This is a genomic window from Bradyrhizobium oropedii, assembly GCF_020889685.1.
Taxonomy (GTDB): Bacteria; Pseudomonadota; Alphaproteobacteria; order Rhizobiales; family Xanthobacteraceae; genus Bradyrhizobium; species Bradyrhizobium oropedii.
Map to the genome: position 1 here is coordinate 1 of NZ_JACMYO010000033.1, position 23,960 is coordinate 23,960.

Genomic DNA, 23,960 nt, shown 5'->3' on the forward strand with positions numbered 1-23,960 from the left:
CGGCCGAGGCCGCAAGGTCCAGCGAGACGGCCAAGCCGGCCGAGCCGCCCAAGCCGCAGCTATCGGCCTGCCGGCAGGCGCTTACCGAGGAGATCGCGATCGCACCGAGCATTCCGGATATCCACGGCGCCGGCGGCTGCGGCGGCGAGGATCTGGTGCGGCTCGAGGCCATCGTGCTGCCGGACAAGCGCAAGGTCGCAGTCAAACCCGCGGCGATCCTCCGCTGCAAGATGGCAGTCGCGGTCGCCGACTGGGTTCGCACCGATATCGCGCCACTGGCGCAGACCCTCGGCGGCGGGATCAGCAATCTCGACAATTTCGACTCGTTCGAGTGCCACGGCCGCAATCGCGTCGTCGGCGCGCAGCTCTCCGAGCACGGCCGCGCCAATGCGCTCGATGTGCGCGCCTTTGGTCTCGCCAACGGCAAGTCGATCTCGCTGACCGACCGCAGCGTGGCGCGCGATCTGCGCGAGACCGTGCTGCGCTCGGTCTGCGCCCGCTTCTCCACCGTGCTCGGGCCGGGCTCGGACTGGTACCACGAGGACCATATCCATCTCGACCTTGCGGAGCGTCGCAACAATTACCGGATCTGCCAGTGGAACGTGTACGACCCTCTGCCGCATGTCGCGCCGCTATTGCCGGCCGAGCGGCCCGAAGGGGCGCCGCCGCGCGAGGTTGCGGCAAAATCCGATGGCGGCAGGCTGGATGCAGCGAAGGCTGATCACGGCAAGAGCGATCAAGACAAGGCTGCCGACGGCAAGGCGGATGCTGCGGGATCAGATGATGCGGCTGCCTCTGACCGCGCTGTCGAGACCAAGCCGCAGCCAACAAAAAAGCGCCGGCAGAGCCGGCGCTTTTGATCTCGTCCGCGTATCAGACGTGGTTCAGTAGGTGGCCATGCTGCCGCCCTGCAATGCCATCTGCGGCTTGTAGGGCGAGTCACCGTGCTTCGGTTCCAGCACCACGACGATGGTGCCGAGCTTGACGTGGTTGTAGAGGTCGATGACGTCCTCGTTGGTCATGCGGATGCAGCCCGAGGAGATCGACGAACCGATGTATTCCGGCTGGTTGGTGCCGTGAATGCGGAACAGCGTGTCCTTGCCGCCCGAGTAGAGATACATCGCGCGCGAACCCATCGGATTGTCCGGGCCGGGTGCCACGAAGGTCGGAACGCCGAGACGCGAGATTTCACCGGGGGTCGGGTGCCAGGCCGGCCATTCGGTCATGCTGCCGACCTTGGCAATGCCGGACCAGGCCATGGCCTCTTCGCCAACGGTGATGCCGTAGCGGATCGCCTTGCCGTCGTTCAGCACGTAATAGAGGTAATGGTTGTCGGAATCGACCAGGATGGAGCCGGGGGCTTCCTTGCGGTGATATTCGACGATCGCGCGGCGGAACGGTTCAGCTACCGGCGTCTTGACATAGGTGGTCTTGGCGAGAAGTTCCTTGTCACGCGGCTTGAAGGCAGCAGTATTGGTTGCCTCATAGGTCGTGGCCTGCATGCAGCCCGACAACATCAGGCCCGCGGTCAGGATCCCGAGGGTAACTTTGAGCGACGACATGATTACATTCCAATCGAAAATCCGCGCCCGAAAGCGCCAACATTACGCCCTAAACGCCACGATTCCATGAGGGGCATTATTGCCGAACCGTGGCATTATTCCCAGAGTTTAGATGCCGTTCCCGCATCGCGGGACGCCGTCTGTGGCTTTTTTGCCGCAAGTCTTCTGGCGCCGGGCCGGTTTTTGTGCAAACAGGCAACGGTTTGCTGAGCCCAGCCCACGTCGCTGCCACCTGGGCGCCACAAAGGTGGGCGTCCGGTTAATGTCCCGGTCATGAAGCCCCAGCCAGAATCGCGCTAAGTCCGCAGGTCTGCCCGCCCGTTTTTGTGGAGTTCGTTAATGCTGTCGGTGTTCGTCCCTTCCGATTTCAGCCTCAAGAAGGTCGTCGCCACGGAACTGTCGGCGCTGCCGGAGAATGCGGTCTGGGTCGATCTGGCGAATCCGACCGTTGAGGAGGACAGGGCCGTCGAGAAGCTGGCGGGGATCGCGGTTCCGACCCGCGAAGACATGCAGGAGATCGAGATCTCCAGCCGCCTCTATATCGAGAACAGCGCGCGCTACATGACCGCGACGCTGATGTGCCAATCCGATACCGACATGCCGCGGACCACGGCGGTCACCTTCATTCTGACCGGCCATCGGCTGGTCACGGTGCGCTACGACCTTCCGAAGCCGTTCGCACTGGTCGAGAACAAGCTGGCCCGCTCCTGTGCCCCCAGCATCACCGGCGAGCAGGTGCTGATGGAACTGCTGGATGCGGTGATCGACCGCTGCGCCGACATCCTGGAGCGCTGCGGGGCCGACATCGACCAGGTCTCCCACGACATCTTCGAGCCGGAGAGCGAACGCCACGGCCACGCCAAGCAATATTCCCAGATCCTGATCGCGATCGGCCGCAAGGGCGACTTGACCTCGAAGGTCCGCGAAAGCCTGGTCTCGATCGGCCGCCTCGTGACCTTCCTCTCGGCGATCGTGGAAGGGGTGAAATGGTCCAAGGACATGCGCGAGCAGCTCAAGACCATGCAGCGTGACGTGGCCTCACTGACCGACCACGCCTCCTACCTCTCCAGCAAAATTACTTTCGTGCTCGATGCCATGCTCGGCGTGGTCAATCTGGAACAGAACAACATCATCAAGCTGTTCTCGGTGATGGCGGTGGTGCTGATGCCGCCGACGCTGATTGCCTCGATCTACGGCATGAACTTCAAGGCGATGCCGGAACTCGAATGGGCGCACGGCTATCCGTATGCACTGGTGCTGATGCTGATGGCGGCGATCGTGCCGTACTGGATTTTCAAGTGGAAGAAGTGGCTCTAAGGCCTGTTTTTTTAGGGCACGCGTCGCATTTTGGGATTCGGGCAACTGCCTTATTTCCTCTGCTAAAATTTGAGCGTTGCGCTGAACGTTTGGGCGAAACTTGTCTGCGATAACGCCTGCCTCGAAGCCGGAGGACAGCAATGGTTGAGAAGATCATAACGCCACGGCGTAACGTCATCGACTTTGCGCGCTATCAACAGGATCGCGCAGCAGGCAAGGTGCAGGCGATCTCGCCGAGACTTTGCCGTTACTGTGACGCGGCGCTGCTTGATGGCGAGGACGAAGACGAATGCTCCAGCGCACTGAACGACGTCGCGCTGCGGCAGCCTGGGAAGAAGTCACGCCGGTTTTACGCCGACTAGAGGCAGAAGCCTCGTCGGCGTCGTTACGCCTGCAAGTGAAGCAATCCCAATGTGACGGCCGCGGCGGCGGCCGGGATCGCCTCGAAACTTCCTTCCCCGAAATTGCGGCTCATCCGAAGCTCAGACGTGCTGACCACCGTTAATGTGGATTTCCGCACCGTTCACGTAAGAGCTGGTCTCCGTACAGAGAACGTAAATGATCTTGGCGACCTCGTCCGGGGTGCCGAGGCGATGCATCGGGATCTGCTGGTCGACGATCTTCTCGGTGCCCGGTGACAGGATCGAGGTATCGATCTCGCCCGGCGCGATCGAATTGACGCGAACGCCGACGCGGCCGAAGTCCGACGCCATCTCCCGGGTCAGCGCCGCCAGCGCGGCTTTCGACGTCGCGTAGGCTGCGCCCGCGAACGGATGCACGCGCGAGCCGGCGATCGAGGTGACGTTCACCACCGCGCCCTTGGCGTGCTTCAACTCCTCGATCAGCCCGCGCGCGATCATGACCGGTGCGAAGAAGTTGACGTGGAAAACATGGGTCCAGGTCTCGATGTCGGTGTCCATGGTGCCGAGCCGGCTGCCGTCGGGCGCTTTCGGCGAGATCGCGGCATTGTTGACCAGCGCGTGCAGTTCATCGTTATCCAGCCGCTGCCGGATCTCCGAGATCGCGCGCACCGTGTCGTCATGGCTGCCGAGATCGACCTCGATGTGATCTTCCGGGCCGGCGCCCCAGGGGCAGACCTCCGGAAACGCGTGCCGCGAGAGGGTGATGACGCGCCAGCCGGCGGACGAGAACCGGATCGCGGTGGCATGGCCGATGCCGCGGCTCGCGCCGGTCAGGAGCAGCGTGCGCCGCGGCGCATTGGAAGGGCGGGTCATCGACAGTTTCTTTCGTTTTCGTCATGCGCGGCGTCGTGCCGGGCATCGACGTCTTCGAATGTTTGAAGATCGGGGACGTCGATGGCCGGGGTCACCTTACACGAAGACGCGCTTCGCACTTTTGCCCTTCCATGACGGTTGCATTTTTTCAGGGATAGAGCCGCACCTTCGACCAGGCGTTGCCGGCGGCATCGCGGCGGAATTCGATGCGGTCGTGCAGGCGGAACGGGCGGTCGTGCCAGAACTCGAAGCGTTGTGGCGTGATCCGCCAGCCGCTCCAGCCCGGCGGCCGCGGCACCTCGCCGATGACGTATTTCGCGCCGGCCTTGGCGATCGCCTGCTCGAAGGCGAAGCGGCTTTCGAGCGGCTGCGACTGCTTGCTGGCCCAGGCGCCGATCTGCGCCTGCTTCGGCCTTGTGGCGAAATAGGCATCGGCCTCGGCATCGGTGACCGGCGTGACCGGTCCGCGGATGCGCACCTGTCGGCGCAGCGATTTCCAGTGAAACAGTAAAGCGGCCTTAGGATTTGAGGCCAATTCGCGGCCCTTGGCGCTGGCAATGTGGCTGTAGAACACGAAGCCGTCGGCATCGAAGCCCTTCATCAGCACCATCCGCACGTCGGGCAGTCCGTCGGCATCGACGGTCGCGAGCGCCATCGCGTTCGGATCGTTCGGCTCGGACTTGACCGCCTCCGCAAACCATTCGCCGAACAGGGCGAACGGCTCCTCCGCCGCGGTGAAATCACCCGATGTTAACGGTGTCGGGTGTTTGATGGAGGTCGTGTCGGTCATGTCAGGAGTCCCGATTTGCGTTCGCCCGCGTCCGAGCGCGCGTTTCTAGCCCTATATAGGGCATGGGGGCGCGTTGGCCTATCGGCGATCCACCCCGCAGGCGCGGTGGTGACACTGATCCTGATTGGCGTCGGCGCAGGCGGCTGCAGCCTGTCGCGCACCGATGCCTTCGCCAAATTGGACGACAAGGATGTGACGGGCTCGATCAGCCCGACCCAGGTCAACGCTGCCGTGCCGACCGACAGCGATCTCGCTTTCGCCCGCAACGCCGCCTCCGACGTGCTGACCAAGGGCGACAAGGATTCCAGCCAGCCGTGGGAAAACCCTCAAACCGGTGCGCGCGGATCGGTGACGCCGCTGGCCCAGGCCTATTCGGGCGAGGACGGCAAGACGTGCCGGGACTTCCTCGCCAGCTATGTCAATGGAGCCACCGAGAGCTGGCTACAGGGTGCTGCTTGCAAGGCTGGACAGGGGCGGTGGGAAATCCATAGTCTGAAGCCGTGGAGAAAGTCCTGAGAGTTCCGGAGAAGCCGGTAGCGGACTAGTTGCAAAAATGCCACTGAGCCCCCACATGAAGGCAAAGTGGGCCCGAATGGGTTCTCAGCAGGACTGATTTTCCCGTGAAGGAGACGTGACGGATGCGCGACCCCTATGAGGTCTTGGGGGTGCAGCGGAGTGCAAGCGCTGCGACGATCAAGAGTGCTTATCGCAAGCTCGCCAAGAAGCATCACCCTGACAACAACAACAACGACCCGAAGGCGGCTGCCCGCTTTGCGGAGATCAACACGGCCAACGAGATCGTCGGCGACGAGGACAAGCGCAAGCAGTTCGATCGCGGCGAGATCGATGCCGATGGCAAGCCGCGCTTCCAGGGGTTCCCCGGCGGCGGCGGCGCCGGCGGCCGTGCCGGTCCGGGTGGATTCGAATACAGCTTCCGCGGCGGCCCCGGTGGCGGTGGGGGCGGCGGCAGCTTCGAGGACATCCTCAACAGCATGTTCGGCAATGCCGCGCGTGCCGGCAGCGCCCGTGCGGGCCGAGCCAGCCCGTTCGAGTTCGACGGCGGCGGGGTCGGCGTCGACCTCGACCTTTCGGTCGCGATGACGGTGTCGCTGGAGGAATCGGTCAGGGGCGGCGACAAGCGCGTCCGCCTGCCGACCGGCCGTGAGCTCAACGTCAAGATTCCGCCCGGCGTCACCGCCGGCCAGCAGATCCGGCTGAAGGGGCAGGGCGACACTGCGCAAGGCCATCCGCCCGGCGATCTCCTGATCACGATCTCGATCGCGCCGCATCCGTTCTTCAAGATCGACGGCAACGATCTGCGGATCGACCTGCCCGTGACCCTGTATGAGGCGGTGCTGGGCGGCAAGGTCCGCGTGCCGACGCTCGGCAGCGCGGTCGAACTGTCGATCCCGAAAAACACCTCGAGCGGACGCACCTTCCGCCTCAAGGGCAAGGGGCTGTCGAAGGCGGGGGTGACCGGCGACCTCTACGTCACGACCCGCATCGTCCTTCCCGACGGGAACGATGCCGAGCTTGAGGCATTGATGCAGACGTGGCGGGAGCGTAACCCCTACAATCCGCGCAGCGATCTCGGCTGACCGCCGAGGGCGCGCCCCAGAGACGCGAAGACGCGAAACTGCAACTACCCCGGACTCTATCGGGGTAGACGCCGCGCCGTGAGCGCGTCAAAGGATGACCGGCCGTCCAGCTCCTGGTCTGCGGCGTGCAGACCCGGATGGCGGAAAAAGGAGTGCGGCCTCGAGAGGGGGACCAGCGCGGTACACAAAACCCCAATCGAGGCCGCGTGCGCCGATCGGCGGATCGGGCGCAGATCATCTTCGCGTGAGCATCCGGTACGATAATGAGACGCGTCAATGACGCGAATCGAAGTTTTCAATGTCGGAATTGGGACGCCGGGTGAGGCTGGATTCACTTACTCGAAACGGCGCAATTTCGCGACGTGATCTCCCGTAGAATTACGGGAGATCAACCTCCGCTCTTCTCCATCTGATCGTAGACGGCCTGCGCGACCTGGGTCAGCCGGCTGCGGTCGGTGCCGCCGCTGACGACATAGGCGACGCCCCGATCGGCCCAGAACAGCGCGCCGTCGCTGCCCTGCGCGGCATAACGCATCTGCGTCGCCTCGGTCTTCGCCTTGGCGGTGTAGACCGTGAAGCGCTCGCCGGACGTGCTCTCATACATCAGGAACGACGCCGGCCCGCTCGGGCCGGGCAGCAGGCGGCCGCCGACCAGCTTCAGCCCGGCGAGTTCCGGCGCACGCACGGCCCAGCCGCAGCGCTTGGTCAGCCACTGCTGCAGATGGTCGCGCTCGCTGCCGGGCACCTCGACGGGATGGCGAACCTCGACCACGTAGAGCCGGTGGGCATCGAGCGCGTCGAGCGTGAAGCTCTGGAAGGTCGACGGCGCAGCCGTAGCGCCGCGCGCGACCCAGCCGACGCCGCCGCCGGCGATGAAGGCCATCAGCGTTGCCGCCACCGCGCCATAGATCCAGCGGCGCGGCTGGCGCACCAGCCGCTCGAGCTCGAGCCGCTTCGGCACGGCCTCGTCCAGCACGGTATCGTAGCGCGCATGCAGCGTCTCGGCCATCGCGCGCCATGACTGCACCCGCGCCGCGTCGTCAGGATGCGTGGCGAGCCACGCCTCGACGTCGCCGCGGCGTTCGGCCGGCAGCTCGTTGTCGACGTAAGCGTGCAGCTCGTCTTCGGTGACGGGGATGTTCGGGTCGGTCATATCAGTCGTCTCTGCCAAATCTTGTTTGAAAATCGTTCAAGCGTAACACCTGCCATCGCGCACATTATCATTTCACCCGCCGCAGCGCCGGGCGCTGGCCCTCGATCGATGCCCGCACATGGGCGCGCGCGCGGGCGAGGCGGGACATCACCGTGCCGATCGCACGCCCTGGATGTCGGCGACCTCCCGGTAGCTCATGCCCTCCAGCATCACGAGCAGCAGCACCGAGCGTTGCTCCTCGACCAGCGTCGACAGCGCGCGCTCGATGTCGCGTCCCTCGGCCTCGGTGCCGCTGGCGTCGGCATTGTTGTCGAGCAGCGGCATCAGGGGCGGCCGCCGCGCCAGCGAGCGCCTTCGGTTCTTATTCAGATTGGTCAGGATCGTATAGAGCCAGCTCCTGACATCGCCGCCGAGAAACAGCCGCTCCGAGCGCAGCGCGCGCACCAGCGTGTCCTGCACCAGATCGTCGGCGATATCCGTGTCACGTGCCAGCGCGCGCGCATAGCGGCGGAGCGCCGGAATCATGGCTTCGACACTTTGACGAAACGCGGTCATGCATCCAGTCTTCGATGGTCTCGGCGACAGTGCCTTGCCCAACATAACACCCTAACGGCGTGGCTATTCCGGTTGCACCGATCTCTGCGCATACCGCCTCAGCTGCGGCCGATTTGGGCTTGTCGCCAGCCGAAGCGCTGGTGTACCTCGGAGCCGAAAAAAAATCGAAGCGTGGAAGCCTTGATATCAGGCGCCCGACAGCTCGCTCAGCAAGGACCAGCCGTTACGGGAATGCCGGTGCCAACGATCTACTACATCCGCCACGGCGAAACCTCGTGGAACGCCGAAGGCCGGCTTCAGGGCGCGCAGGACATTGCCCTCAACGAGCGCGGCCGCGCCCAGGCCGCGCAGGCCGGGCGCATCCTCGCCGGTCTGCTGGCGCGCGATGGCCGTGACAAGACGACGCTGCCGTTCGTCGCGAGCCCGCTGATCCGGGCGCGCGCGACCATGGAGCTGGTGCGCACCGAGCTCGGCCTGCCGCCGGGCGACTATGCCCTCGACGACAGGCTGCGCGAGATCGGCTACGGGACGTGGGAGGGCTCGACGCTGGCGCAGGCGCAGGCTGCCGATCCCGTCGTCTATGCCCGCCGTCTGGCCGAGAAGTGGACGGTGGCGCCGGAGGGCGGCGAGAGCTATGTCGACGTGCAGGTGCGGATGACCGAGTGGTACCATTCGGTGACCTCCGACACGGTCGCCGTCGCCCATGGCGGCACAGCGCGGGCCTTGATGGTGACGCTCGGCTTCGAGACGCCGGCCTCGGCCGCCGAGCTCTATATCGAGCAGGGCGCAGTCTACGTGTTCGGCGCGGCGGGCCTGCAGAAATATAGTTAAGGGCGCCGGGGCAGCCACGTCTTCGGGGGCATGAAACCCGTTTGACGGTGTCGACCCTGCGCGTTACGACACGCCATGTCCTTCAATACTTTCGGCCATATGTTCCGCGTCACGACCTTCGGCGAGAGCCATGGGGTCGCGATCGGCTGCGTCGTGGACGGCTGCCCGCCGATGATCCCTCTGACCGTGGAGGAGATCCAGCACGACCTCGATCGCCGCCGGCCCGGCCAGTCGCGCTTCACCACCCAGCGCCAGGAGCCGGATGCGGTGAAGATCCTGTCCGGCGTGATGCCGCATCCGGAGAGCGGCGTGCAGGTCACGACCGGCACGCCGATCGCGCTGCTGATCGAGAACACCGATCAGCGCTCGAAGGACTATTCCGAGATCAAGGACAAGTTCCGCCCCGGCCACGCCGACTTCACCTATGAAGCGAAATACGGCCTGCGCGACTACCGCGGCGGCGGACGTTCCTCCGCGCGCGAGACCGCAACCCGTGTCGCGGCCGGCGCGATCGCGCGCAAGGTCCTGCCCGAGGTGAAGGTGCGCGGCGCGCTGGTGCAGATGGGCCCGCACAAGATCGATCGCGAGAAGTGGGACTGGGACGAGATCGCCAACAACCCGTTCTTCTGTCCCGACAAGGATAAGGCGGCGTTCTTCGAGAGCTATCTCGACGGCATCAGGAAGAGCGGCTCCTCGATCGGCGCCGTCATCGAGATTGTCGCCGAAGGTGTGCCGGCCGGGCTCGGCGCGCCGATTTACGCAAAACTCGACAGCGATCTGGCCTCCGCGATGATGAGCATCAACGCGGTCAAGGGCGTCGAGATCGGCGCCGGCTTCGGCGCCGCTGAGCTCACCGGCGAAGAGAACGCCGACGAGATGCGGACCGGCAATAACGGCACGCGCTTCCTCTCCAACCATGCCGGCGGCGTGCTCGGCGGCATCTCGACCGGCCAGCCGGTGGTGGTGCGCTTTGCGGTCAAGCCGACGTCGTCGATCCTGACCACGCGCCGCACCGTCGACCGCAAGGGCGCCGACACCGACATCCTGACCAAGGGCCGCCACGATCCCTGCGTCGGCATCCGCGCGGTGCCGGTCGGCGAGGCCATGATGGCCTGCGTGCTGGCGGATCATTTTCTGCGCGACCGCGGGCAGACCGGGCGCTGATCCCCTATATAGTGGCGGTCGCCAGACCGCCCTCGGGGAATGCCATGAACGCGTCGGAGCTTCGGGACATCATCGAATGGATGATCGGCGGCGCGCGCTCGGCGCCGACCCCGCAGCAGATGATGGCGGAGTGCTGCGAACGCCTGGTGCGGGCCGGCCTGCCGCTGTGGCGCGTCGGCGTCTTCGTGCGCACGCTGCATCCCGAGATCTACGGCCGGCATTTCTTCTGGAAGCCAGGCTCCGAGGTCGAGACCGGCACCGTCGGCCACAACATCGAGGACTCCCCGGAATATGCCGTCAGCCCGCTGTCGATCGTCTTCAAGCAGGGCGTCGAGGTGCGTGCGCGGCTCGACGATCCCGCCAGCAAGCGCTTTCCGATCGTCGTAGATTTGCAGGAAGAGGGCGTCACCGACTACATCGCGGTGCCGCTGATCAACACCGACGGCTTTCCCAATGCGTCGAGCTGGACCACCAGGCAGCCGGGTGGCTTCACCGATGAGCAGCTCAACGCGATCCGCTCGATCACCGTCCCGCTGTCGCGCTACATCGAGATCGTCACGCTGCGCCGCACCGCCACGCTGCTGCTCGACACTTATGTCGGCAACCGTGCCGGCGAGCGCATCATGGGCGGCCAGATCCGGCGCGGCCACGCCGATACGATGGATGCCGCGATCTGGCTGTCCGACCTGCGCGGCTTCACTGCGCTGTCGGACCGTTTGCCGGCCGAGACGGTCGTCGAGATCCTCAACCTCTATTTCGATTGTCAGGTCACTGCCATTCGCGACCAAGGCGGCGAAGTGCTCAAATTCATGGGCGACGGCCTGCTCGCAGTGTTCCCGGTCGACGAGTATCTCGGCGACGAGGCACAGGTCTGCTCGCGGGTGCTGGAGGCTGCGCGCGCATCCCGCGCCGGGGTCGAGGCGCTGCAGTTTCCCAACGGCGATGCGGTCGAGCGCTTCCGCTTCGGCGTCGCGCTGCATCTCGGGCGCGTGCTCTATGGCAATATCGGCGGCGGCAATCGGCTCGACTTCACCTGCATCGGTCCGGCGGTCAATCTCGCCGCGCGGCTGGAGAAGATCGCCGGCCGTCTCGGCCGCACCGTCGTGGCGTCCGAGCGCTTCGCCGGCATTCACGACGGCGGCTGGAGCGATCTCGGCGAGTTTCCGATCGCGGGATTTGCCAAGGCCGAACGGGTCTACGGCCTGTTCGACGAGGCGCCGGTCGCGGCTGCTGGTTGACGGCGGCGGGTGGTGACTGACAGTGACGCGCAGCACCGCACCGGGATCGCGCTGGTCGTTGCGGCCGCAGCGGCCTGGAGCACCGCGCCGTTCTTCACTCGGCTGTTGCACTTCGATTCCTGGACCATCCTATTCTGGCGCGGGCTGTTCGGCGGCGGCGCGATCGCGCTGTTCCTGGTCGCGACGCAGGGCCGGCGCGGCGTGCGCGATCTCGTCGCGATGCCCGCGAGCGGATGGCTGGTGGCCGGCCTCTCGACCTTCGGCATGGTGACGTTCATCCCGGCGCTGCAGCTGACCAGCGTCGCCAATGTCGCGATCCTGATCGCGATGCAGCCGTTCGTGGCGGCCGCGATCGCCTGGCTTTGGCTGCGCGAGCGGGCGCGGCGCGGCACATTGCTGGCAAGTCTTGTCGCGCTCGCGGGTGTGGCCATCACCGTCAGCGGCGCCGTCGGCATCACGGATTACAGGGGCATCGGCCTTGCCTGCGTGATGGTGCTCGCGATCTCCCTGATGACGGTGGTGATCCGACGACACAGGGGCACGCCGATGATCGCCGCCGCGGCGCTCTCGAACTTTCTCGGCAGCGCCATCAGCTTGCCGTTGGGGCAGGGCATCGGCGCGGTCAGCGGCGCCGATCTCGGTGTGCTCGCGATGTTCGGGGCGTGCCAGGTGGGGCTCGGTCTCACCCTGTTCACGGTCGGCTCCAGATTGCTGCCGTCCGCGCAGGCCTCGCTGATCGCAACCCTCGAAACGCCGCTGATGCCGTTCTGGGTGTGGCTGGCGTTTGCCGAAGTGCCGTCGCTGCGCGCCCTCGTTGGCGGCGCGCTGGTGATGGGGGCAGTCGTCGCCGACATTGCGATCAGCCAGCGCGTCGAGCCAGCGCGGCGGTGATGCCTGCTACTCTTCCGGCTCGGTCGTGAACAGCAGCGGATAGCCCTTGGCGCGGCCGGCGTCGGTGGCGCGCGTCGCCTTGGTCTCGGCGACGTCCCTGGTGAAGACGGCGACCACGCAGACGCCGCGCTGGTGTGCGGTCAGCATCACCTTGTAGGCCTGGTCGTCGGTCATGCGGAATTCACCCTTCAGCACGGTGACGACGAATTCGCGCGGCGTATAGTCGTCGTTGACCAGGATCACCTTGTGCAGGCGGGGCCGCTCGACCTTGGTCTTCGTCCTGGTTTTCGGCTTGACGACCGTATCGGGCATCGCCCGGCACTCCCTCGCGATTGCCCCGTAAGAATACCGTCTTCCGTCGTGTGTTGGAACCGTTCGATTTGCACGGCGTCATTGCGGCAACGGCACGACGCGTGTTGCCGCATTCGCGGCACGCGCGTCTAACCTCGACGTGTCTAACTTGAATGTGAAGGACAGATGATATCAGCGCTTTTCGCCGCGTGATTTGCGTGTCACCATGACAGGCACACGACGGGAGGGCCGCAATGCGCTGGTATGTCTCGATCGGAGCGGTGCTTGTCGCGGGCATGTTGGCCAGCGGCGATGTGGCCGGTGTTGCCGCGCCCGGCCCGGGAACACAGACTGGCCGGCTGGCTGAAAAGGAATCCACGCCGAGCGTCGACATCGAGTTGATCATCGCAGTCGACGTCTCCTATTCGATGGACATGGACGAGCTCGCGATCCAGCGCGAGGGCTATGCGCAGGCAATCGTTTCCAAGGATTTCCTGCAGGCGCTGAAGGCCGGGCCGAACGGCAAGATCTCGGTCACCTATTTCGAATGGGCCGCCTCCAACGACCAGAAGGTCATCATTCCCTGGCGCGTGATCGACGGCCCCGAATCCGCCGATGCGGTCTCTGCCGAGATCATGAAGACGCCGGTGCGGCGCGCTTCGCGCACTTCGATTTCGGGTGCGATCTATTTCGCGATCCCGATGTTCGACGAGAACCCGCATCGCGGCCTGCGCCGCGTGATCGATATTTCCGGCGACGGACCCAACAATAACGGCACGCCGATCACGCCTGCGCGCGATGCGGCCCTCGACAAGGGCATCGTCATCAACGGCCTGCCGATCATGGTGAAGGAGCCGTCCTATTCGACGATGGATATCGAAAATCTCGACTACTATTACGAGGACTGCGTGATCGGCGGACCCGGCTCCTTCGTGGTGACGATCAAGGATCGCGAGAAATTCAAGGAGGCGATCCGCACCAAGCTGCTGCTCGAAGTCGCCGGCCGAACCCCCGAGCGCCCGATCGTGCGAACCGCCGAGAAGGACCCGCGGGTCAATTGCATGATCGGCGAGAAGATCTGGCAGGATCGCTGGGGGCGATAGCGATCATACCCTTCTTACGACTCGGCCGATATCGCTTAGCTCATTCTCCAACGCGCGTAGCGTCTGCAACGCGGCCGCGTGCTCCGCTGCTCCGATCCGCCGCCAGACTTCGGCAGCACGCGTGGCGAGGTTGCGAACCGTCACCGGAAAATTCGCCGCCTGCGCCAGCGCGCCCTTCTCGTTGATCAGGTATTGCCCGTTCACCGCAAACAGCACCTGCGCGATGCAGGCGAGCGCGCGATAGGCGCAGCCGGCGATGTGTGTGCTGTCGCCACGCGGCACGGCTAGTGCGGCATTCTCGATGCTGAACAGGATTTCCCATTGAAAGCGTCGCACCAGGGCATCGCGCAGGGCCGGCGGGTAGGGCGCGGTTCTCGCCTTCTGTGCCGCGACGAGACCGTCGGGATCATGCAGGACGCGGCACAGCGCGACCTCGCCCATCCAGATCGCCGAGCAGAAGCCGTGCGGATGGCCCGGCTGGTAGTGCATGCTGATGTCGCCGTTCCGGCAGGCGTCGATCACGTCGGTGACCTGCCCGATGCTGCGATAGAGCAGGTCGACCTTGCGGCCGCCGATCCTGAGCCAGGCGCCGCCGACGATCCAGGGCCCCCATTCGCCGACCGGCGTCACATGCATGGCAGAGGGGTCATCGACCAGGCCCGTCACTGCGTCGCGCAGCCGATCGATATCGAGTGCGGCGCTGTCCCTGTAGTAGATGCCGAGATCATAGTCGGAGGTGTCATGTGCCGTGCCGCGCGCCCGCGAGCCGCCGAGCACGATGGCGGCGACACCAGGCACGGTGGCGAGGATAGGAATGATGCGTGCGAGCAGCGGATCATCGGTCATGATGCGCAGATTATAGCGAGACCGCCGCGTGCCGCGATAGCCGCCGCGTCGTCTCAGCGGGTGAACCGCGCCACCAGTTCGACATGCGGAGTGTGGCGGAACTGATCGACCGGCGTGACATCAGCAATCTTGTAGCCGCCATCGATCAGGATTTTCGCGTCGCGCGCAAACGTCGCGGCGTTGCAGGACACCGCGACGATCACCGGCACCTTGCTAGCCGCAAGCTGGGTGACCTGCGCCTGCGCGCCCTGCCGGGGCGGATCGAACACCACGGCGTCATAGTCGCGCAATTCCTGCGGCATCAGGGGACGGCGGAACAGGTCGCGCGCCTCGGCCTTGAGCGGCTTCAGCCCCGGCGTCGTTTGTGCGGCCTTTTGCAGCGCCGCGATCGCGCCGGCGTCGTTGTCGAAGGCCGCGATCCGCGCCTTCTCCGCGAGGCGAAGCGCGAACGGGCCGACGCCGCAAAACAGATCGGCGATGTGCTTGGCGCGTCCGCAACGCTCGCGAACCAATGCGGCAAGCGTCTCCTCGCCCTTGACGGTTGCCTGCAGGAACGAGCCCGGCGGCAGCACGACCTTGGCCTTTCCGATCGCAACGTCAGGGGAGCCGCGCTGCAGCACCAGCTCGCCGTGCCGGGTCAGCCGCGCCAGTCGGTGTTTCTCCGCGATGCGGGACAAAGTGCTGATCAGTCTCGTCGGCAGCGCGCCGGAGCCGCGCACGTCGATGTCGAGGCCGTTGAGGGTCGCGGTCACCTGGATGTCGAGCGGCTTGCCGATCGAGATCAGCGGCTCGGCAACGGCCCAGGCGGCTTCAAGTGCGCCGTCGAGCGCCGGATCGAGGATCGGACAGCGATCGACCGGGATGATGTCGTGCGAGCCGACAGCGGCGAAGCCGACCTTGAGGACCTCATGGGCGCCGATGCGTCCGTGCAACGTGATGCGGCGGCGGCCCACGCCGTGGGCGTCGAGCAACGGTGCGACGTCGGCAGCGATCTTCGCCTGCGCCAGCGTCTCGACCACGATGTTGCGTTTCCAGGCATGATAGCTTGCGTCATTCCAGTGCTGGATCGCGCAGCCGCCGCAGACGCCGAAATGCGGGCAGAACGGCGTGATCCGCTCGGGGCTTTGCTGCGTCACCCGGACCAGCCGCCGCCGGTCGGGATGGTGACCGGGCACGTCTTCGACCTCGACGGTTTCGCCGGCCAGCGTGTAGGGCACGAAGATCGACTGCGCGCCTTCGGTCGCGACGCCGTCGCCGCGATGCCCGACATGGTCGATGGTGAGTTGCTCAGCCACGGCGCGCGCCGAGGAAGAATTCGATATTGCCGTCGCCACCGGTGATCGATGACGGGAACACCTGAATGTCGGTGCAGCCGAGCGAGGCGGCAAAGGCTGCGATATCGTCGCAGATTTCCTGGTGCACCATCGCGTTGCGGATGACGCCGCGCTTGGAATGTTTGCGCGCCGCCTCGAACTGCGGCTTGATCAGCGCCAGCAGATGCATCGGTGCGGCCGCCAGCGACAGCGCCACCGGCAGCACCAGCTTCAGCGAGATGAAGCTGACGTCGATCACGACGACGTCGGGCCGCGCCGGCAGGCGTTTGCCCTCGAAATTCCTGATGTCGGTCTCCTCCATGGAGACGATCTTCGGATGCCCCCGCAGCGAGGGATGCAGCTGGCCGTGGCCGACATCGATGGCAAAGACGAGGCTCGCACCATTGGCAAGGAGCACTTCGGTGAAGCCGCCGGTCGAGGCGCCGACATCGAGGCAGACATGGCCCTCGACGTCGATTGGATAATGCTCGAGCGCGCCGGCGAGCTTGACGCCGCCGCGCGAGACATAGGGATGCGCCGGCTCGGCCGTGAGTGCGGCTCCGGGCGCCACGAGTTCGGATGCCTTCGCGATTGACTTGCCGTCGGCGGTGACGAGGCCGGCGTCGATCGCGGCGCGGCCGGGCCCGGCTTTCGAACAGGCCGCGCTCGACCAGCAGCACGTCGATGCGCTTGCCGGCGGATGCGTTGTTGTCGTTGTCGCCTGCCTTGGTCACGTGCTTGGTCACTTGGCGCCCTGCCGGAGCTGCGCGGCGGCGAGCCGCACGCAGGTCTCGAAGGAGGTGAGGTCGTGCCAGAGGTCGGCCGCAGGCTCCCTCGGCGTCACCAGCGGACTGCCGTGCAGATCGAGCGCGTGCATCATCATCAGATTGTCTGGCAAGCCAAACTCTTCCACCGTCAGTCCCTCCGCGTCGATCAGGCGTCCGTCGAATGCCGGCACGACCTGCTGCAGCCGCGCCACGCGATTGGCGTAGGACGTGGGATCGTTCGAATAAGCGAGGCACAGCTTGCCGCGTCCCGCCATGTAGCCGAGTTCGTAGACGGTCCCTGCGTCGGCACTGGGGCCGCGAAACGGCGTCAAATTGGCGATGACGGCGTCGGCCGACTCCATCATCGCCTCGTTGCTTTTGAAGATGGTAAGTGAAGCGCCGGCGGCCGTGGGATTGATGCCGTTGTCGAGCGGATAGAGCCCGGTCAGCCCGTGATAGGCGCACACCTCCGCCTTGCGGCGGCCGATCTCCACGGCATCCGGCAGGAACACGTCAGGACCTGCCAGATAGATTTTCATGGACTTGCCGGGGCTAGAGCGTTTTCGAGCGAAGTGGACACCGGTTCGCGTGAAGAAAACGCGTCCAAAAAAGAACCTGGAGCTCCGGTTCTGATTCAATCAGAACCGAAACTGCTCCAGTGGGCGCCGCCCGAAGCGATTACGCGAGCTTGACGGTCTCGGTCTTGTAGTCCTTGCCGAGGGTTTCGAAGACCTTGGCAACGATGCTCTTGGCGTCGAGACCCGCACGGGCATACATCGCCGCCGGCGAGTCGTGGTCGAGGAACACGTCGGGCAGGATCATCGAGCGGAACTTGAGCATGCCGCTATCCAGCATGGCGTTGTCGGACAGGAACTGCATGACATGCGAGCCGAAGCCGCCGATCGAGCCTTCCTCGATCGTGATCAGGATCTCGTGGTCGCGGGCGAGCTTCATGATCATCTCTTCGTCGAGCGGCTTCATGAAGCGCGCGTCGGCGATCGTAGCGGAGAGACCGTGGGCAGCGAGTTCGTCGGCGGCCTTCTCGCACTCGGCGAGGCGGGTGCCGAACGACAGCAGCGCGACCTGCTTGCCCTCGCGGATAATGCGGCCCTTGCCGATCGGCAGGGGAACGCCGACTTCCGGCATCTCGACGCCGCGGCCCTCGCCGCGCGGATAGCGCAGTGCGCTCGGACGATCGTTGATTGCAACCTGCGTCGCCACCATGTGAACCATTTCCGCCTCGTCGGAGGCCGCCATGATCACGAAGTTCGGCAGGCAGCCGAGATAGGCGTTGTCGAACGAACCGGCATGCGTCGCGCCGTCGGCGCCGACCAGGCCGGCGCGGTCGATCGCGAAGCGGACCGGAAGGCTCTGGATCGCGACGTCATGGACCACCTGGTCATAGCCGCGCTGCAGGAAGGTCGAGTAGATCGCGCAGAACGGCTTGTAGCCTTCGGTGGCGAGGCCGGCGGCGAAGGTCACCGCATGCTGCTCGGCGATGCCGACGTCGAAGGTGCGGTCCGGGAACGCCTTGTTGAAGATGTCGACGCCGGTGCCCGACGGCATCGCCGCGGTGATGGCGACGATCTTGTCGTCCTTCTCGGCCTCCTTGACGAGGCTCTGGCCGAACACGTTCTGGTAGGCCGGCGCGTTCGGCTTGGCCTTGGCCTGGGTGCCGGTCGCGACGTCGAACTTGACGACGGCGTGGTACTTGTCGGCGGAGGCTTCGGCCGGGCCGTAGCCCTTGCCCTTCTGGGTCACGACGTGAACCAGAATCGGCCCGGTCTCCATGTCGCGGACGTTCTTCAGCACCGGCAGCAGATGGTCGAGGTTGTGACCGTCGATCGGGCCGACATAATAGAAGCCGAGCTCCTCGAACAGCGTGCCGCCGTCCATCATGAAGCCGCGGGAATATTCCTCGACGCGGTTGGCGCGGTTGGCGAGGATCTTCGGCAGGCGCTTGTTGATCTGCTTGGCGGCCTCGCGCAGCGAGCGGTAGGTCTTGCCCGAGTAGAGGCGCGACAGATAGGCGCTCATCGCGCCGACCGGCGGCGCGATCGACATGTCGTTGTCGTTGAGGATCACGATCAGGCGCGAGTTCATCGCGCCGGCGTTGTTCATGGCCTCGTAGGCCATGCCCGCTGACATCGCGCCGTCACCGATCACGGCGATAACGTTGTTCTTGCCGCCGGAGAGATCGCGCGCCACGGCCATGCCGAGGCCGGCCGAAATCGAGGTCGAGGAGTGCGCGGCGCCGAACGGATCGTAGTCGCTCTCGGTGCGCTTGGTGAAGCCGGAGAGACCGCCGGCGGTGCGCAGGGTGCGGATGCGGTCGCGGCGCCCGGTCAGGATCTTGTGCGGATAGGCCTGGTGGCCGACGTCCCAGATCAGGCGGTCGCGCGGGGTGTCGAAAGTGTAGTGGATGGCGGTGGTCAGTTCGACCACGCCGAGGCCGGCGCCGAAATGGCCGCCGGTCACCGACACGGCGTCGATGGTTTCCTGGCGGAGCTCGTCGGCAACCTGCCGAACCTGCTCGACCTTCAACTTGCGCAGGTCATCGGGCGTGTGAATAGTGTCAAGAAGCGGCGTTTTACTAAATGTGGTCACAGCGAATTTCCAATTTTTGCCTGTCGGAACGAACCGCCCGACGCGAGATGGGTTGGCGCGCACATCGCGCAGCGAATGCCAGACATCGGGTGCCGCCCCGGCCGACCGTGCCTGGTTGTAAGCCTAGATTCACTCCGGATTGGACCACGTGATACGCATCACCTTGGTCGCTCTTCACCCGTCCCGGTTCAGTTTTGTCGAACCATTTGAGGTGCATGCCGCCCGAATAATTCGGGCCGCCCGCCACCCTCAAATGCCCATAGAACTGGAAGCATTACACCAAAGCCGTAACCAAAGCCAACCCGATAGGCGGCGCAGGGTTCCTGTGCGCTATCTTGAAAAACCGAGACTTTTCAATGCTTGGGGCCGGAAGCGGGTTCCAATTTGGCCATTTTAGCGGCAGCCGGCCGGTCCGGATCGGCCTGATTCGCGGCCACACTCCATCGCCGCAGGCGCCCCGCGGCATTCTGGGCAGCCGGAAATACGCAGCAACAATTGCCCGCCCTGGCGGACATCGTGTCGCACGATCGAGGGCTCCTAGAGCCTATTCCGCTCCGATGGAATCGGAACGGGCCCTACTGCACGTCGAGCGGCTCAGTGCCGGTCGCCTGGCCCGAGGCGTCGGTGGTGATCTTGTCGACGCGGGCTTCGGCCTGGCGCAGCAATTCCTCGCAGCGCCGCTTCAGCGCCTCGCCGCGTTCGTAGATCGTAACCGATTCCTCAAGCGGGACCTTGCCGTCCTCGAGCCGCTTGACGATCGATTCGAGTTCCTCGATCGCGCGTTCAAAGGTCAGCTTCTTGACGTCGGCTTGAGTGTTTTCGGCCATTCTTTGCGTTCCCGATTGCGTGGATCAGATCGCAACCTGATCTTGTCGTCCAAACATGACCTGTCGCAGGCCATGCTTGCCCCGGCGCAGAATCAATCGAATTTTTGCGGGCGTATTGTGGCGGGTATTCAGGCGCCCATCAATGCGGTGACGTGAGATGCCACCGATTCTTTCAGACCCTCGAGGTCGTAGCCGCCCTCCAGCACGGAGACGACGCGGCCGCCGGCGCTCTTGTCGGCGAGATCCATCAGCTTGCGCGTGACCCAACCGAAATCCTCGCCGGTCAGGTTGATCGAGGCCAGCGGATCGCGGTGATGCGCGTCGAAGCCGGCCGAGATGACGACGAGTTCGGGGGAAAACTTCTCGAGCTGCGGCAGGATCAGGTTCTCGAAGGCGGAGCGGAACTTGGCGCCGCCGTCGCCGGGCGCCAGCGGCGCGTTGACGACGGTGTCGTGCTCGCCACGCTCACCGGCAGCGCCGGTGCCGGGGAACAGCGGCATTTGGTGCGTCGAGCAATACATCACGGTCGGGTCGGCCCAGAAGATATCCTGCGTGCCGTTGCCGTGATGGACGTCGAAGTCGATGATCGCGGCGCGCTTGATGCCGTATTTGCGCTGCGCGTGGCGCGCGGCGATCGCGACATTGTCGAAGAAGCAGAAGCCCATCGGCGTCGATTTCTCGGCGTGATGCCCGGGCGGCCGCACCGCGACGAAGGCGTTTTGATGCTTGCCCTCCATCACCGCATCGGTGGCGGCCACCGCGCCGCCGACGCCGCGCATCACGGCTTCCCAGGTGCCCGGCGACATCGAGGTGTCGCCGTCGATATAGATCATGCCCGAGGTCGGCGCGATGTGGCGTAGCTCGCCGACATAGTGCTCGCCGTGACAGAGCAGCACGGTGTCGAGGTCGCCTTCCGGCGCGAGGTCGCGCACCAGTCCCTTGAAGCGATCCTCAGCCAGCACCTCGGCGACCGCGCGCAACCGGTCGGGGCGTTCGGGATGTCCGGGAGGGGTCAAATGGTTGAGGCAGGCGGTGTGCGTCAGAAGCAGTGTCATGCAAATTCCCGGCGCAATGGAGGCGCGTGCGAGGAAGGCCCTAATGTAGGCGGTTACCGGCCCTGCGGAAAGGCCCCACTTATCTAGGTTTCCGTCCGTCCAAATGCCGCCAGGAGCCGAGCTCCCTCAGCGTCATTGCGAGCGAAGCGAAGCAATCCACGGCCACCCAGCATGCTGAGGGATGGATTGCTTCGTCGCTTCGCTCCTCGCAATGACGGGGGAACAGGAGCATTTCATATGCGGAGTCTCAATTGATCCGCTCGATCCGCTTTCCGGCCGGCGGGCCGACCGGGCTGTTGGCCTTGAAGTAGGCATAGAGCGCATCGACGTCGTAGATGCCGAACTGCTGCGCTGTTCCCTCCTTGAACACCGTGAAGCCGTCGCCGCCCTCGGCGAGATAATTGTTCACGGTGACGCGGTAGCTCGCGGTGGGGTCGATCGGCTTGCCGTCGAGCGACATCCGCGCGGCGACGATGCGCGCGCCGTCTGGCTTGCTCGCATCCCACGCATAGGCAAAGCCCTTCGAGACCTGCAGGGCGCGCGGCCGCTTCGGGTCGGCCCATTGCTGCTCCAGCACGTCCTTGAGCTGCTTGCCGGTCAGCGTCATCGTGACGAGTTGGTTACGGAACGGCTGGCTGGCGAAGATGTCGGCATAGGTGACCGCGCTGTCCTCGCGCTTGACGATGTCGGTGCGCACGCCGCCGGGATTGGTGAAGGCGATCACCGCGCCGCCATTCGGCTCCGCGCCGGTCGCGCGCAGTTGCGCGTCGGCGACGATATCGCCGAGCGGGCTTTCGCCGGTTTCAGCGGGCGTGCGCGACAACGTTTCCGTGACCGAGCCTGCCGCACGGTTGGCGATCGGTGCGGCCAGCCGGTCATAGGATTCCAGGAGCGCGCTCTGCTCCGGGTCCTTGGCCGTGCCGCTGATCTTTACGATTGTGTTGTCAGCCTTGGCGCTGATCACGTCATGGCTCTTCGGATCGAGCTGGAGGTCGATCGCGGTGACCAGCGTGCCGTATTTGTCGCCTGATGTGACGAGCCGTCCGTCGATCTCGCAGACATAGGCCTGGTGGGTGTGGCCGGAGATCACGACGTCGACCGCGTGATCGAACTTCTTGACGACGTCGACGATCGGGCCGGAGATCCCCGGGCATTCATTGTAGTCGCCGGTCGGAAAGCCGCCTTCGTGGATCAGCACCACGATCGCCTCGACGCCCTTCGCCTTCAGCTCGGGGACCAGCGCATTGACGGTGTCGGCCTCGTCGCGGAAGTCGAGGCTGGCGACGCCGGCCGGCGACACCAAATTCGGTGTGTTCTTCAGCGCGAGCCCGATGAAGGCGACCGGAACGCCGTCGAACTCCCTGATCTCGTAAGGTGGAAACACCGTCTTGCCGGTGGTCTTGTCGAAGGTGCTCGCCGCCAGATAACGGAATTTCGCGCCGGTGAAGGGATGCGGCCCCTGGCATTTGTCGACCGGGTGGCAGCCGCCGTTCTGCATCCGCAGCAGCTCGTCCTTGCCCTCGTCGAATTCGTGGTTGCCGACCGAGGAGATCGCAAGCCCCATCATCGAGAGCGACTCGATGGTCGGCTCGTCGTGAAACATCGCCGACAGAAACGGGCTCGCGCCGATCAGGTCGCCGGCGGCAACGAAGATGTTGTTCTTGTGTCCTTCGCGCAGCTGCTTGACGACGGTTGCCACGCGCTCGGAACCGCCGGCGGGCACCATGATCTTCTTGGAGGTGTCGGCGGGATCGGTGATACGGATGCCGCCCGGCGGCGGCCGCAGGTAACCGTGAAAATCGTTGATCGCGAGAATGCGCAAGTCGACCGGGGCTGCGCCCTGCGCCAGGCAGGGACTTGCTGCGGCGAGGCCAAGCGCGCAGAGCGCGGCGCGAAGCGTGAGGCGGGGCTGTCTCATGACCTGTCCATGGCGTCCACGATCATGGAGCACACGATCATGGCGCGACGCCACTACAATTTTGCGACGCTTCGTTTCAATCCCGACGCTTCGTTTCAATCTTTTGTGCGCGCCATGAAGGCCTTGAAGGCGCTAACCGCCTCCTTGGAGCGCATCCGCTCGGTGAACAAATGGTTCTCCTGCTCGATGCGGCGGGTGACGTCCTCCGGCGGCAGCCTGATCAGGCGCCGCGAGATCGCCACCGCCTCGGCCGGCAGCGCGCAGATCTCGCGCGCCACCTTGTGGGCCTCGACCTCGGCATGGCCCGGCGCCACCACGGTGTTGACGAAGCCGGCGACGCGGGCGTCGTCGGCCGACATGGTGCGGCCCATCACCAGCATCGCGAAGGCGCGCTGGTGGCCCATCATGCGCGGCATCAACAGGCTGGAGGCGCCTTCCGGCACCAGGCCGAAATTGGAGAACGGCGTCGAGAACAGCGCGGTCTTGCTGGCCAGCACATAGTCGCAGTGAAACAGCATGGTGGTGCCGATCCCCATCGCGACGCCGTCGACGGCAGCGATGATCGGCTTCACATTGTGCGCCAGTGAATACAGGAACTTGACCAGGTCGGACGCGGGCGGCGTCTCGCCGGTCGAGGTGCCCTGCGCCAGCAGGTCCTCGATGTCGTTGCCCGCGGTGAACACGCCGGAGCCGCCGGTGATGATGAGGCAGCGGATCTTCGGATTGTTCTGCGCCTTGTCGATCGCATCGCTGATCGCGCGAAACATCTCCTGGGTGATCGCGTTCTTCTTCTCGGGCCTGCGCAGCCGGATCACGCGCGTGGCGGCTTCGTCGGTTACTATGACATGCGCGGTCATCAAACGGTCCCAGGTTCGGCCGGCATCGTCGCCGGCGGACAT

General features: G+C 65.1%; 23 protein-coding genes and 2 pseudogenes. 10 read left to right on the top strand and 15 right to left on the bottom strand.

From position 1 onward, the window contains the following. A partial coding sequence (locus tag H8A95_RS11855; protein ID WP_229183299.1) for an extensin family protein occupies positions 1–860 on the top strand: 860 nt, incomplete at its 5' end. A gap of 24 nt (positions 861–884) precedes the next feature. On the opposite strand, the gene H8A95_RS11860 is transcribed toward H8A95_RS11855, so the two are convergent. Then, complete coding sequence (locus H8A95_RS11860) at positions 885–1,562, bottom strand: L,D-transpeptidase (RefSeq protein WP_163156657.1); 678 nt, start codon at positions 1,560–1,562, stop codon at positions 885–887. A 339-nt stretch (positions 1,563–1,901) separates the two neighbouring features. Here H8A95_RS11860 and H8A95_RS11865 point away from each other — a divergent pair, with 339 nt between their 5' ends. Further along, the gene (locus tag H8A95_RS11865) at positions 1,902–2,879 is read left to right on the top strand and encodes a magnesium transporter CorA family protein (protein ID WP_229183300.1); all 978 of its coding nucleotides are present in this window, start codon (positions 1,902–1,904) and stop codon (positions 2,877–2,879) included. 140 nt (positions 2,880–3,019) lie between these two features. After that, positions 3,020–3,241 (top strand): hypothetical protein, encoded by a 222-nt coding sequence (locus H8A95_RS11870; RefSeq protein WP_229183301.1) that lies wholly within the window; start codon positions 3,020–3,022, stop codon positions 3,239–3,241. A gap of 120 nt (positions 3,242–3,361) precedes the next feature. On the opposite strand, the gene H8A95_RS11875 is transcribed toward H8A95_RS11870, so the two are convergent. After that, a complete protein-coding gene (locus tag H8A95_RS11875) occupies positions 3,362–4,114 on the bottom strand; it encodes an SDR family NAD(P)-dependent oxidoreductase (RefSeq protein ID WP_229183302.1) in 753 nt (250 codons plus the stop codon). Positions 4,115–4,262: 148 nt separating this feature from the next. Next, positions 4,263–4,904 carry a pyridoxamine 5'-phosphate oxidase gene (gene pdxH, locus H8A95_RS11880; RefSeq protein WP_229183303.1) on the bottom strand — a complete coding sequence of 214 codons (642 nt, stop codon included), beginning with the start codon at positions 4,902–4,904 and terminating at the stop codon, positions 4,263–4,265. A 108-nt stretch (positions 4,905–5,012) separates the two neighbouring features. Here pdxH and H8A95_RS11885 point away from each other — a divergent pair, with 108 nt between their 5' ends. Next, complete coding sequence (locus H8A95_RS11885; protein ID WP_229183304.1) at positions 5,013–5,420, top strand: RT0821/Lpp0805 family surface protein; 408 nt, start codon at positions 5,013–5,015, stop codon at positions 5,418–5,420. Between the two features lie 122 nt (positions 5,421–5,542). Next, a complete protein-coding gene (locus H8A95_RS11890; RefSeq protein WP_229183305.1) occupies positions 5,543–6,502 on the top strand; it encodes a DnaJ C-terminal domain-containing protein in 960 nt (319 codons plus the stop codon). A 388-nt stretch (positions 6,503–6,890) separates the two neighbouring features. Here the strand turns inward: H8A95_RS11890 and H8A95_RS11895 are convergent, their stop codons facing one another. Continuing rightward, positions 6,891–7,655, bottom strand: coding sequence for an anti-sigma factor family protein (locus H8A95_RS11895; protein WP_229183306.1), 765 nt, complete (start codon positions 7,653–7,655; stop codon positions 6,891–6,893). Between the two features lie 67 nt (positions 7,656–7,722). Then, a pseudogene (locus H8A95_RS11900) lies at positions 7,723–8,210 on the bottom strand (sigma-70 family RNA polymerase sigma factor). A 231-nt stretch (positions 8,211–8,441) separates the two neighbouring features. Here H8A95_RS11900 and H8A95_RS11905 point away from each other — a divergent pair. The 4 genes from H8A95_RS11905 (at position 8,442) to H8A95_RS11920 (ending at position 12,334) form a co-directional block, all read left to right on the top strand. Beyond that, on the top strand, positions 8,442–9,041 hold the full coding sequence (locus H8A95_RS11905) for a histidine phosphatase family protein (protein ID WP_229183307.1): 600 nt from the start codon (positions 8,442–8,444) through the stop codon (positions 9,039–9,041). Positions 9,042–9,116: 75 nt separating this feature from the next. Further along, positions 9,117–10,205 (top strand): chorismate synthase, encoded by a 1,089-nt coding sequence (gene aroC, locus H8A95_RS11910; protein WP_229183308.1) that lies wholly within the window; start codon positions 9,117–9,119, stop codon positions 10,203–10,205. A gap of 44 nt (positions 10,206–10,249) precedes the next feature. Beyond that, the gene (locus tag H8A95_RS11915) at positions 10,250–11,443 is read left to right on the top strand and encodes an adenylate/guanylate cyclase domain-containing protein (RefSeq protein WP_229183309.1); all 1,194 of its coding nucleotides are present in this window, start codon (positions 10,250–10,252) and stop codon (positions 11,441–11,443) included. Positions 11,444–11,455: 12 nt separating this feature from the next. Further along, on the top strand, positions 11,456–12,334 hold the full coding sequence (locus tag H8A95_RS11920; protein WP_229183310.1) for a DMT family transporter: 879 nt from the start codon (positions 11,456–11,458) through the stop codon (positions 12,332–12,334). Positions 12,335–12,340: 6 nt separating this feature from the next. Here H8A95_RS11920 and clpS read toward each other — a convergent pair whose 3' ends face one another. Next, positions 12,341–12,646 (bottom strand): ATP-dependent Clp protease adapter ClpS, encoded by a 306-nt coding sequence (gene clpS / locus H8A95_RS11925; protein WP_021076758.1) that lies wholly within the window; start codon positions 12,644–12,646, stop codon positions 12,341–12,343. Positions 12,647–12,879: 233 nt separating this feature from the next. On the opposite strand from clpS, the gene H8A95_RS11930 reads away from it, so the two are divergent. Next, complete coding sequence (locus H8A95_RS11930) at positions 12,880–13,728, top strand: DUF1194 domain-containing protein (protein ID WP_229183311.1); 849 nt, start codon at positions 12,880–12,882, stop codon at positions 13,726–13,728. 3 nt (positions 13,729–13,731) lie between these two features. On the opposite strand, the gene H8A95_RS11935 is transcribed toward H8A95_RS11930, so the two are convergent. The 9 genes and pseudogenes from H8A95_RS11935 to H8A95_RS11975 form a co-directional block, all read right to left on the bottom strand. Then, positions 13,732–14,574 carry a nucleotidyltransferase domain-containing protein gene (locus H8A95_RS11935; RefSeq protein WP_229183312.1) on the bottom strand — a complete coding sequence of 281 codons (843 nt, stop codon included), beginning with the start codon at positions 14,572–14,574 and terminating at the stop codon, positions 13,732–13,734. A 53-nt stretch (positions 14,575–14,627) separates the two neighbouring features. Continuing rightward, positions 14,628–15,869 (bottom strand): class I SAM-dependent RNA methyltransferase, encoded by a 1,242-nt coding sequence (locus H8A95_RS11940; RefSeq protein WP_229183313.1) that lies wholly within the window; start codon positions 15,867–15,869, stop codon positions 14,628–14,630. Then, positions 15,862–16,621, bottom strand: a pseudogene (locus H8A95_RS11945) (TlyA family RNA methyltransferase). The gene H8A95_RS11940 and the pseudogene H8A95_RS11945 overlap by 8 nt, the downstream one beginning before the upstream one ends. Positions 16,622–16,629: 8 nt before the next feature. Next, positions 16,630–17,193 (bottom strand): nucleoside 2-deoxyribosyltransferase, encoded by a 564-nt coding sequence (locus H8A95_RS11950; RefSeq protein ID WP_229166213.1) that lies wholly within the window; start codon positions 17,191–17,193, stop codon positions 16,630–16,632. A 139-nt stretch (positions 17,194–17,332) separates the two neighbouring features. Then, on the bottom strand, positions 17,333–19,261 hold the full coding sequence (gene dxs / locus H8A95_RS11955; RefSeq protein ID WP_229183314.1) for a 1-deoxy-D-xylulose-5-phosphate synthase: 1,929 nt from the start codon (positions 19,259–19,261) through the stop codon (positions 17,333–17,335). Between the two features lie 575 nt (positions 19,262–19,836). After that, the gene (locus tag H8A95_RS11960; protein ID WP_163158068.1) at positions 19,837–20,088 is read right to left on the bottom strand and encodes an exodeoxyribonuclease VII small subunit; all 252 of its coding nucleotides are present in this window, start codon (positions 20,086–20,088) and stop codon (positions 19,837–19,839) included. Positions 20,089–20,216: 128 nt separating this feature from the next. Next, positions 20,217–21,143, bottom strand: coding sequence for a histone deacetylase family protein (locus H8A95_RS11965; protein WP_229183315.1), 927 nt, complete (start codon positions 21,141–21,143; stop codon positions 20,217–20,219). Positions 21,144–21,390: 247 nt separating this feature from the next. Then, complete coding sequence (locus H8A95_RS11970; protein ID WP_229183316.1) at positions 21,391–23,061, bottom strand: bifunctional metallophosphatase/5'-nucleotidase; 1,671 nt, start codon at positions 23,059–23,061, stop codon at positions 21,391–21,393. 95 nt (positions 23,062–23,156) lie between these two features. Further along, entirely contained in the window at positions 23,157–23,918 is a 762-nt protein-coding gene (locus tag H8A95_RS11975) for a crotonase/enoyl-CoA hydratase family protein (protein ID WP_229183325.1), read from the bottom strand. Positions 23,919–23,960 lie beyond the last annotated feature (42 nt).

What these genes read in the sequence shown, in the direction of transcription:
- H8A95_RS11860 (WP_163156657.1), bottom strand. Translation starts at nt 1,562, where the DNA reads ATGTCGTCGCTCAAAGTTACCCTCGGGATCCTGACCGCGGGCCTGATG.
- H8A95_RS11865 (WP_229183300.1), top strand. Translation starts at nt 1,902, where the DNA reads ATGCTGTCGGTGTTCGTCCCTTCCGATTTCAGCCTCAAGAAGGTCGTC.
- H8A95_RS11870 (WP_229183301.1), top strand. Translation starts at nt 3,020, where the DNA reads ATGGTTGAGAAGATCATAACGCCACGGCGTAACGTCATCGACTTTGCG.
- H8A95_RS11875 (WP_229183302.1), bottom strand. Translation starts at nt 4,114, where the DNA reads ATGACCCGCCCTTCCAATGCGCCGCGGCGCACGCTGCTCCTGACCGGC.
- pdxH (WP_229183303.1), bottom strand. Translation starts at nt 4,904, where the DNA reads ATGACCGACACGACCTCCATCAAACACCCGACACCGTTAACATCGGGT.
- H8A95_RS11890 (WP_229183305.1), top strand. Translation starts at nt 5,543, where the DNA reads ATGCGCGACCCCTATGAGGTCTTGGGGGTGCAGCGGAGTGCAAGCGCT.
- H8A95_RS11895 (WP_229183306.1), bottom strand. Translation starts at nt 7,655, where the DNA reads ATGACCGACCCGAACATCCCCGTCACCGAAGACGAGCTGCACGCTTAC.
- H8A95_RS11905 (WP_229183307.1), top strand. Translation starts at nt 8,442, where the DNA reads ATGCCGGTGCCAACGATCTACTACATCCGCCACGGCGAAACCTCGTGG.
- aroC (WP_229183308.1), top strand. Translation starts at nt 9,117, where the DNA reads ATGTCCTTCAATACTTTCGGCCATATGTTCCGCGTCACGACCTTCGGC.
- H8A95_RS11915 (WP_229183309.1), top strand. Translation starts at nt 10,250, where the DNA reads ATGAACGCGTCGGAGCTTCGGGACATCATCGAATGGATGATCGGCGGC.
- clpS (WP_021076758.1), bottom strand. Translation starts at nt 12,646, where the DNA reads ATGCCCGATACGGTCGTCAAGCCGAAAACCAGGACGAAGACCAAGGTC.
- H8A95_RS11930 (WP_229183311.1), top strand. Translation starts at nt 12,880, where the DNA reads ATGCGCTGGTATGTCTCGATCGGAGCGGTGCTTGTCGCGGGCATGTTG.
- H8A95_RS11935 (WP_229183312.1), bottom strand. Translation starts at nt 14,574, where the DNA reads ATGACCGATGATCCGCTGCTCGCACGCATCATTCCTATCCTCGCCACC.
- H8A95_RS11950 (WP_229166213.1), bottom strand. Translation starts at nt 17,193, where the DNA reads ATGAAAATCTATCTGGCAGGTCCTGACGTGTTCCTGCCGGATGCCGTG.
- H8A95_RS11960 (WP_163158068.1), bottom strand. Translation starts at nt 20,088, where the DNA reads ATGGCCGAAAACACTCAAGCCGACGTCAAGAAGCTGACCTTTGAACGC.
- H8A95_RS11965 (WP_229183315.1), bottom strand. Translation starts at nt 21,143, where the DNA reads ATGACACTGCTTCTGACGCACACCGCCTGCCTCAACCATTTGACCCCT.
- H8A95_RS11970 (WP_229183316.1), bottom strand. Translation starts at nt 23,061, where the DNA reads ATGAGACAGCCCCGCCTCACGCTTCGCGCCGCGCTCTGCGCGCTTGGC.
- H8A95_RS11975 (WP_229183325.1), bottom strand. Translation starts at nt 23,918, where the DNA reads ATGACCGCGCATGTCATAGTAACCGACGAAGCCGCCACGCGCGTGATC.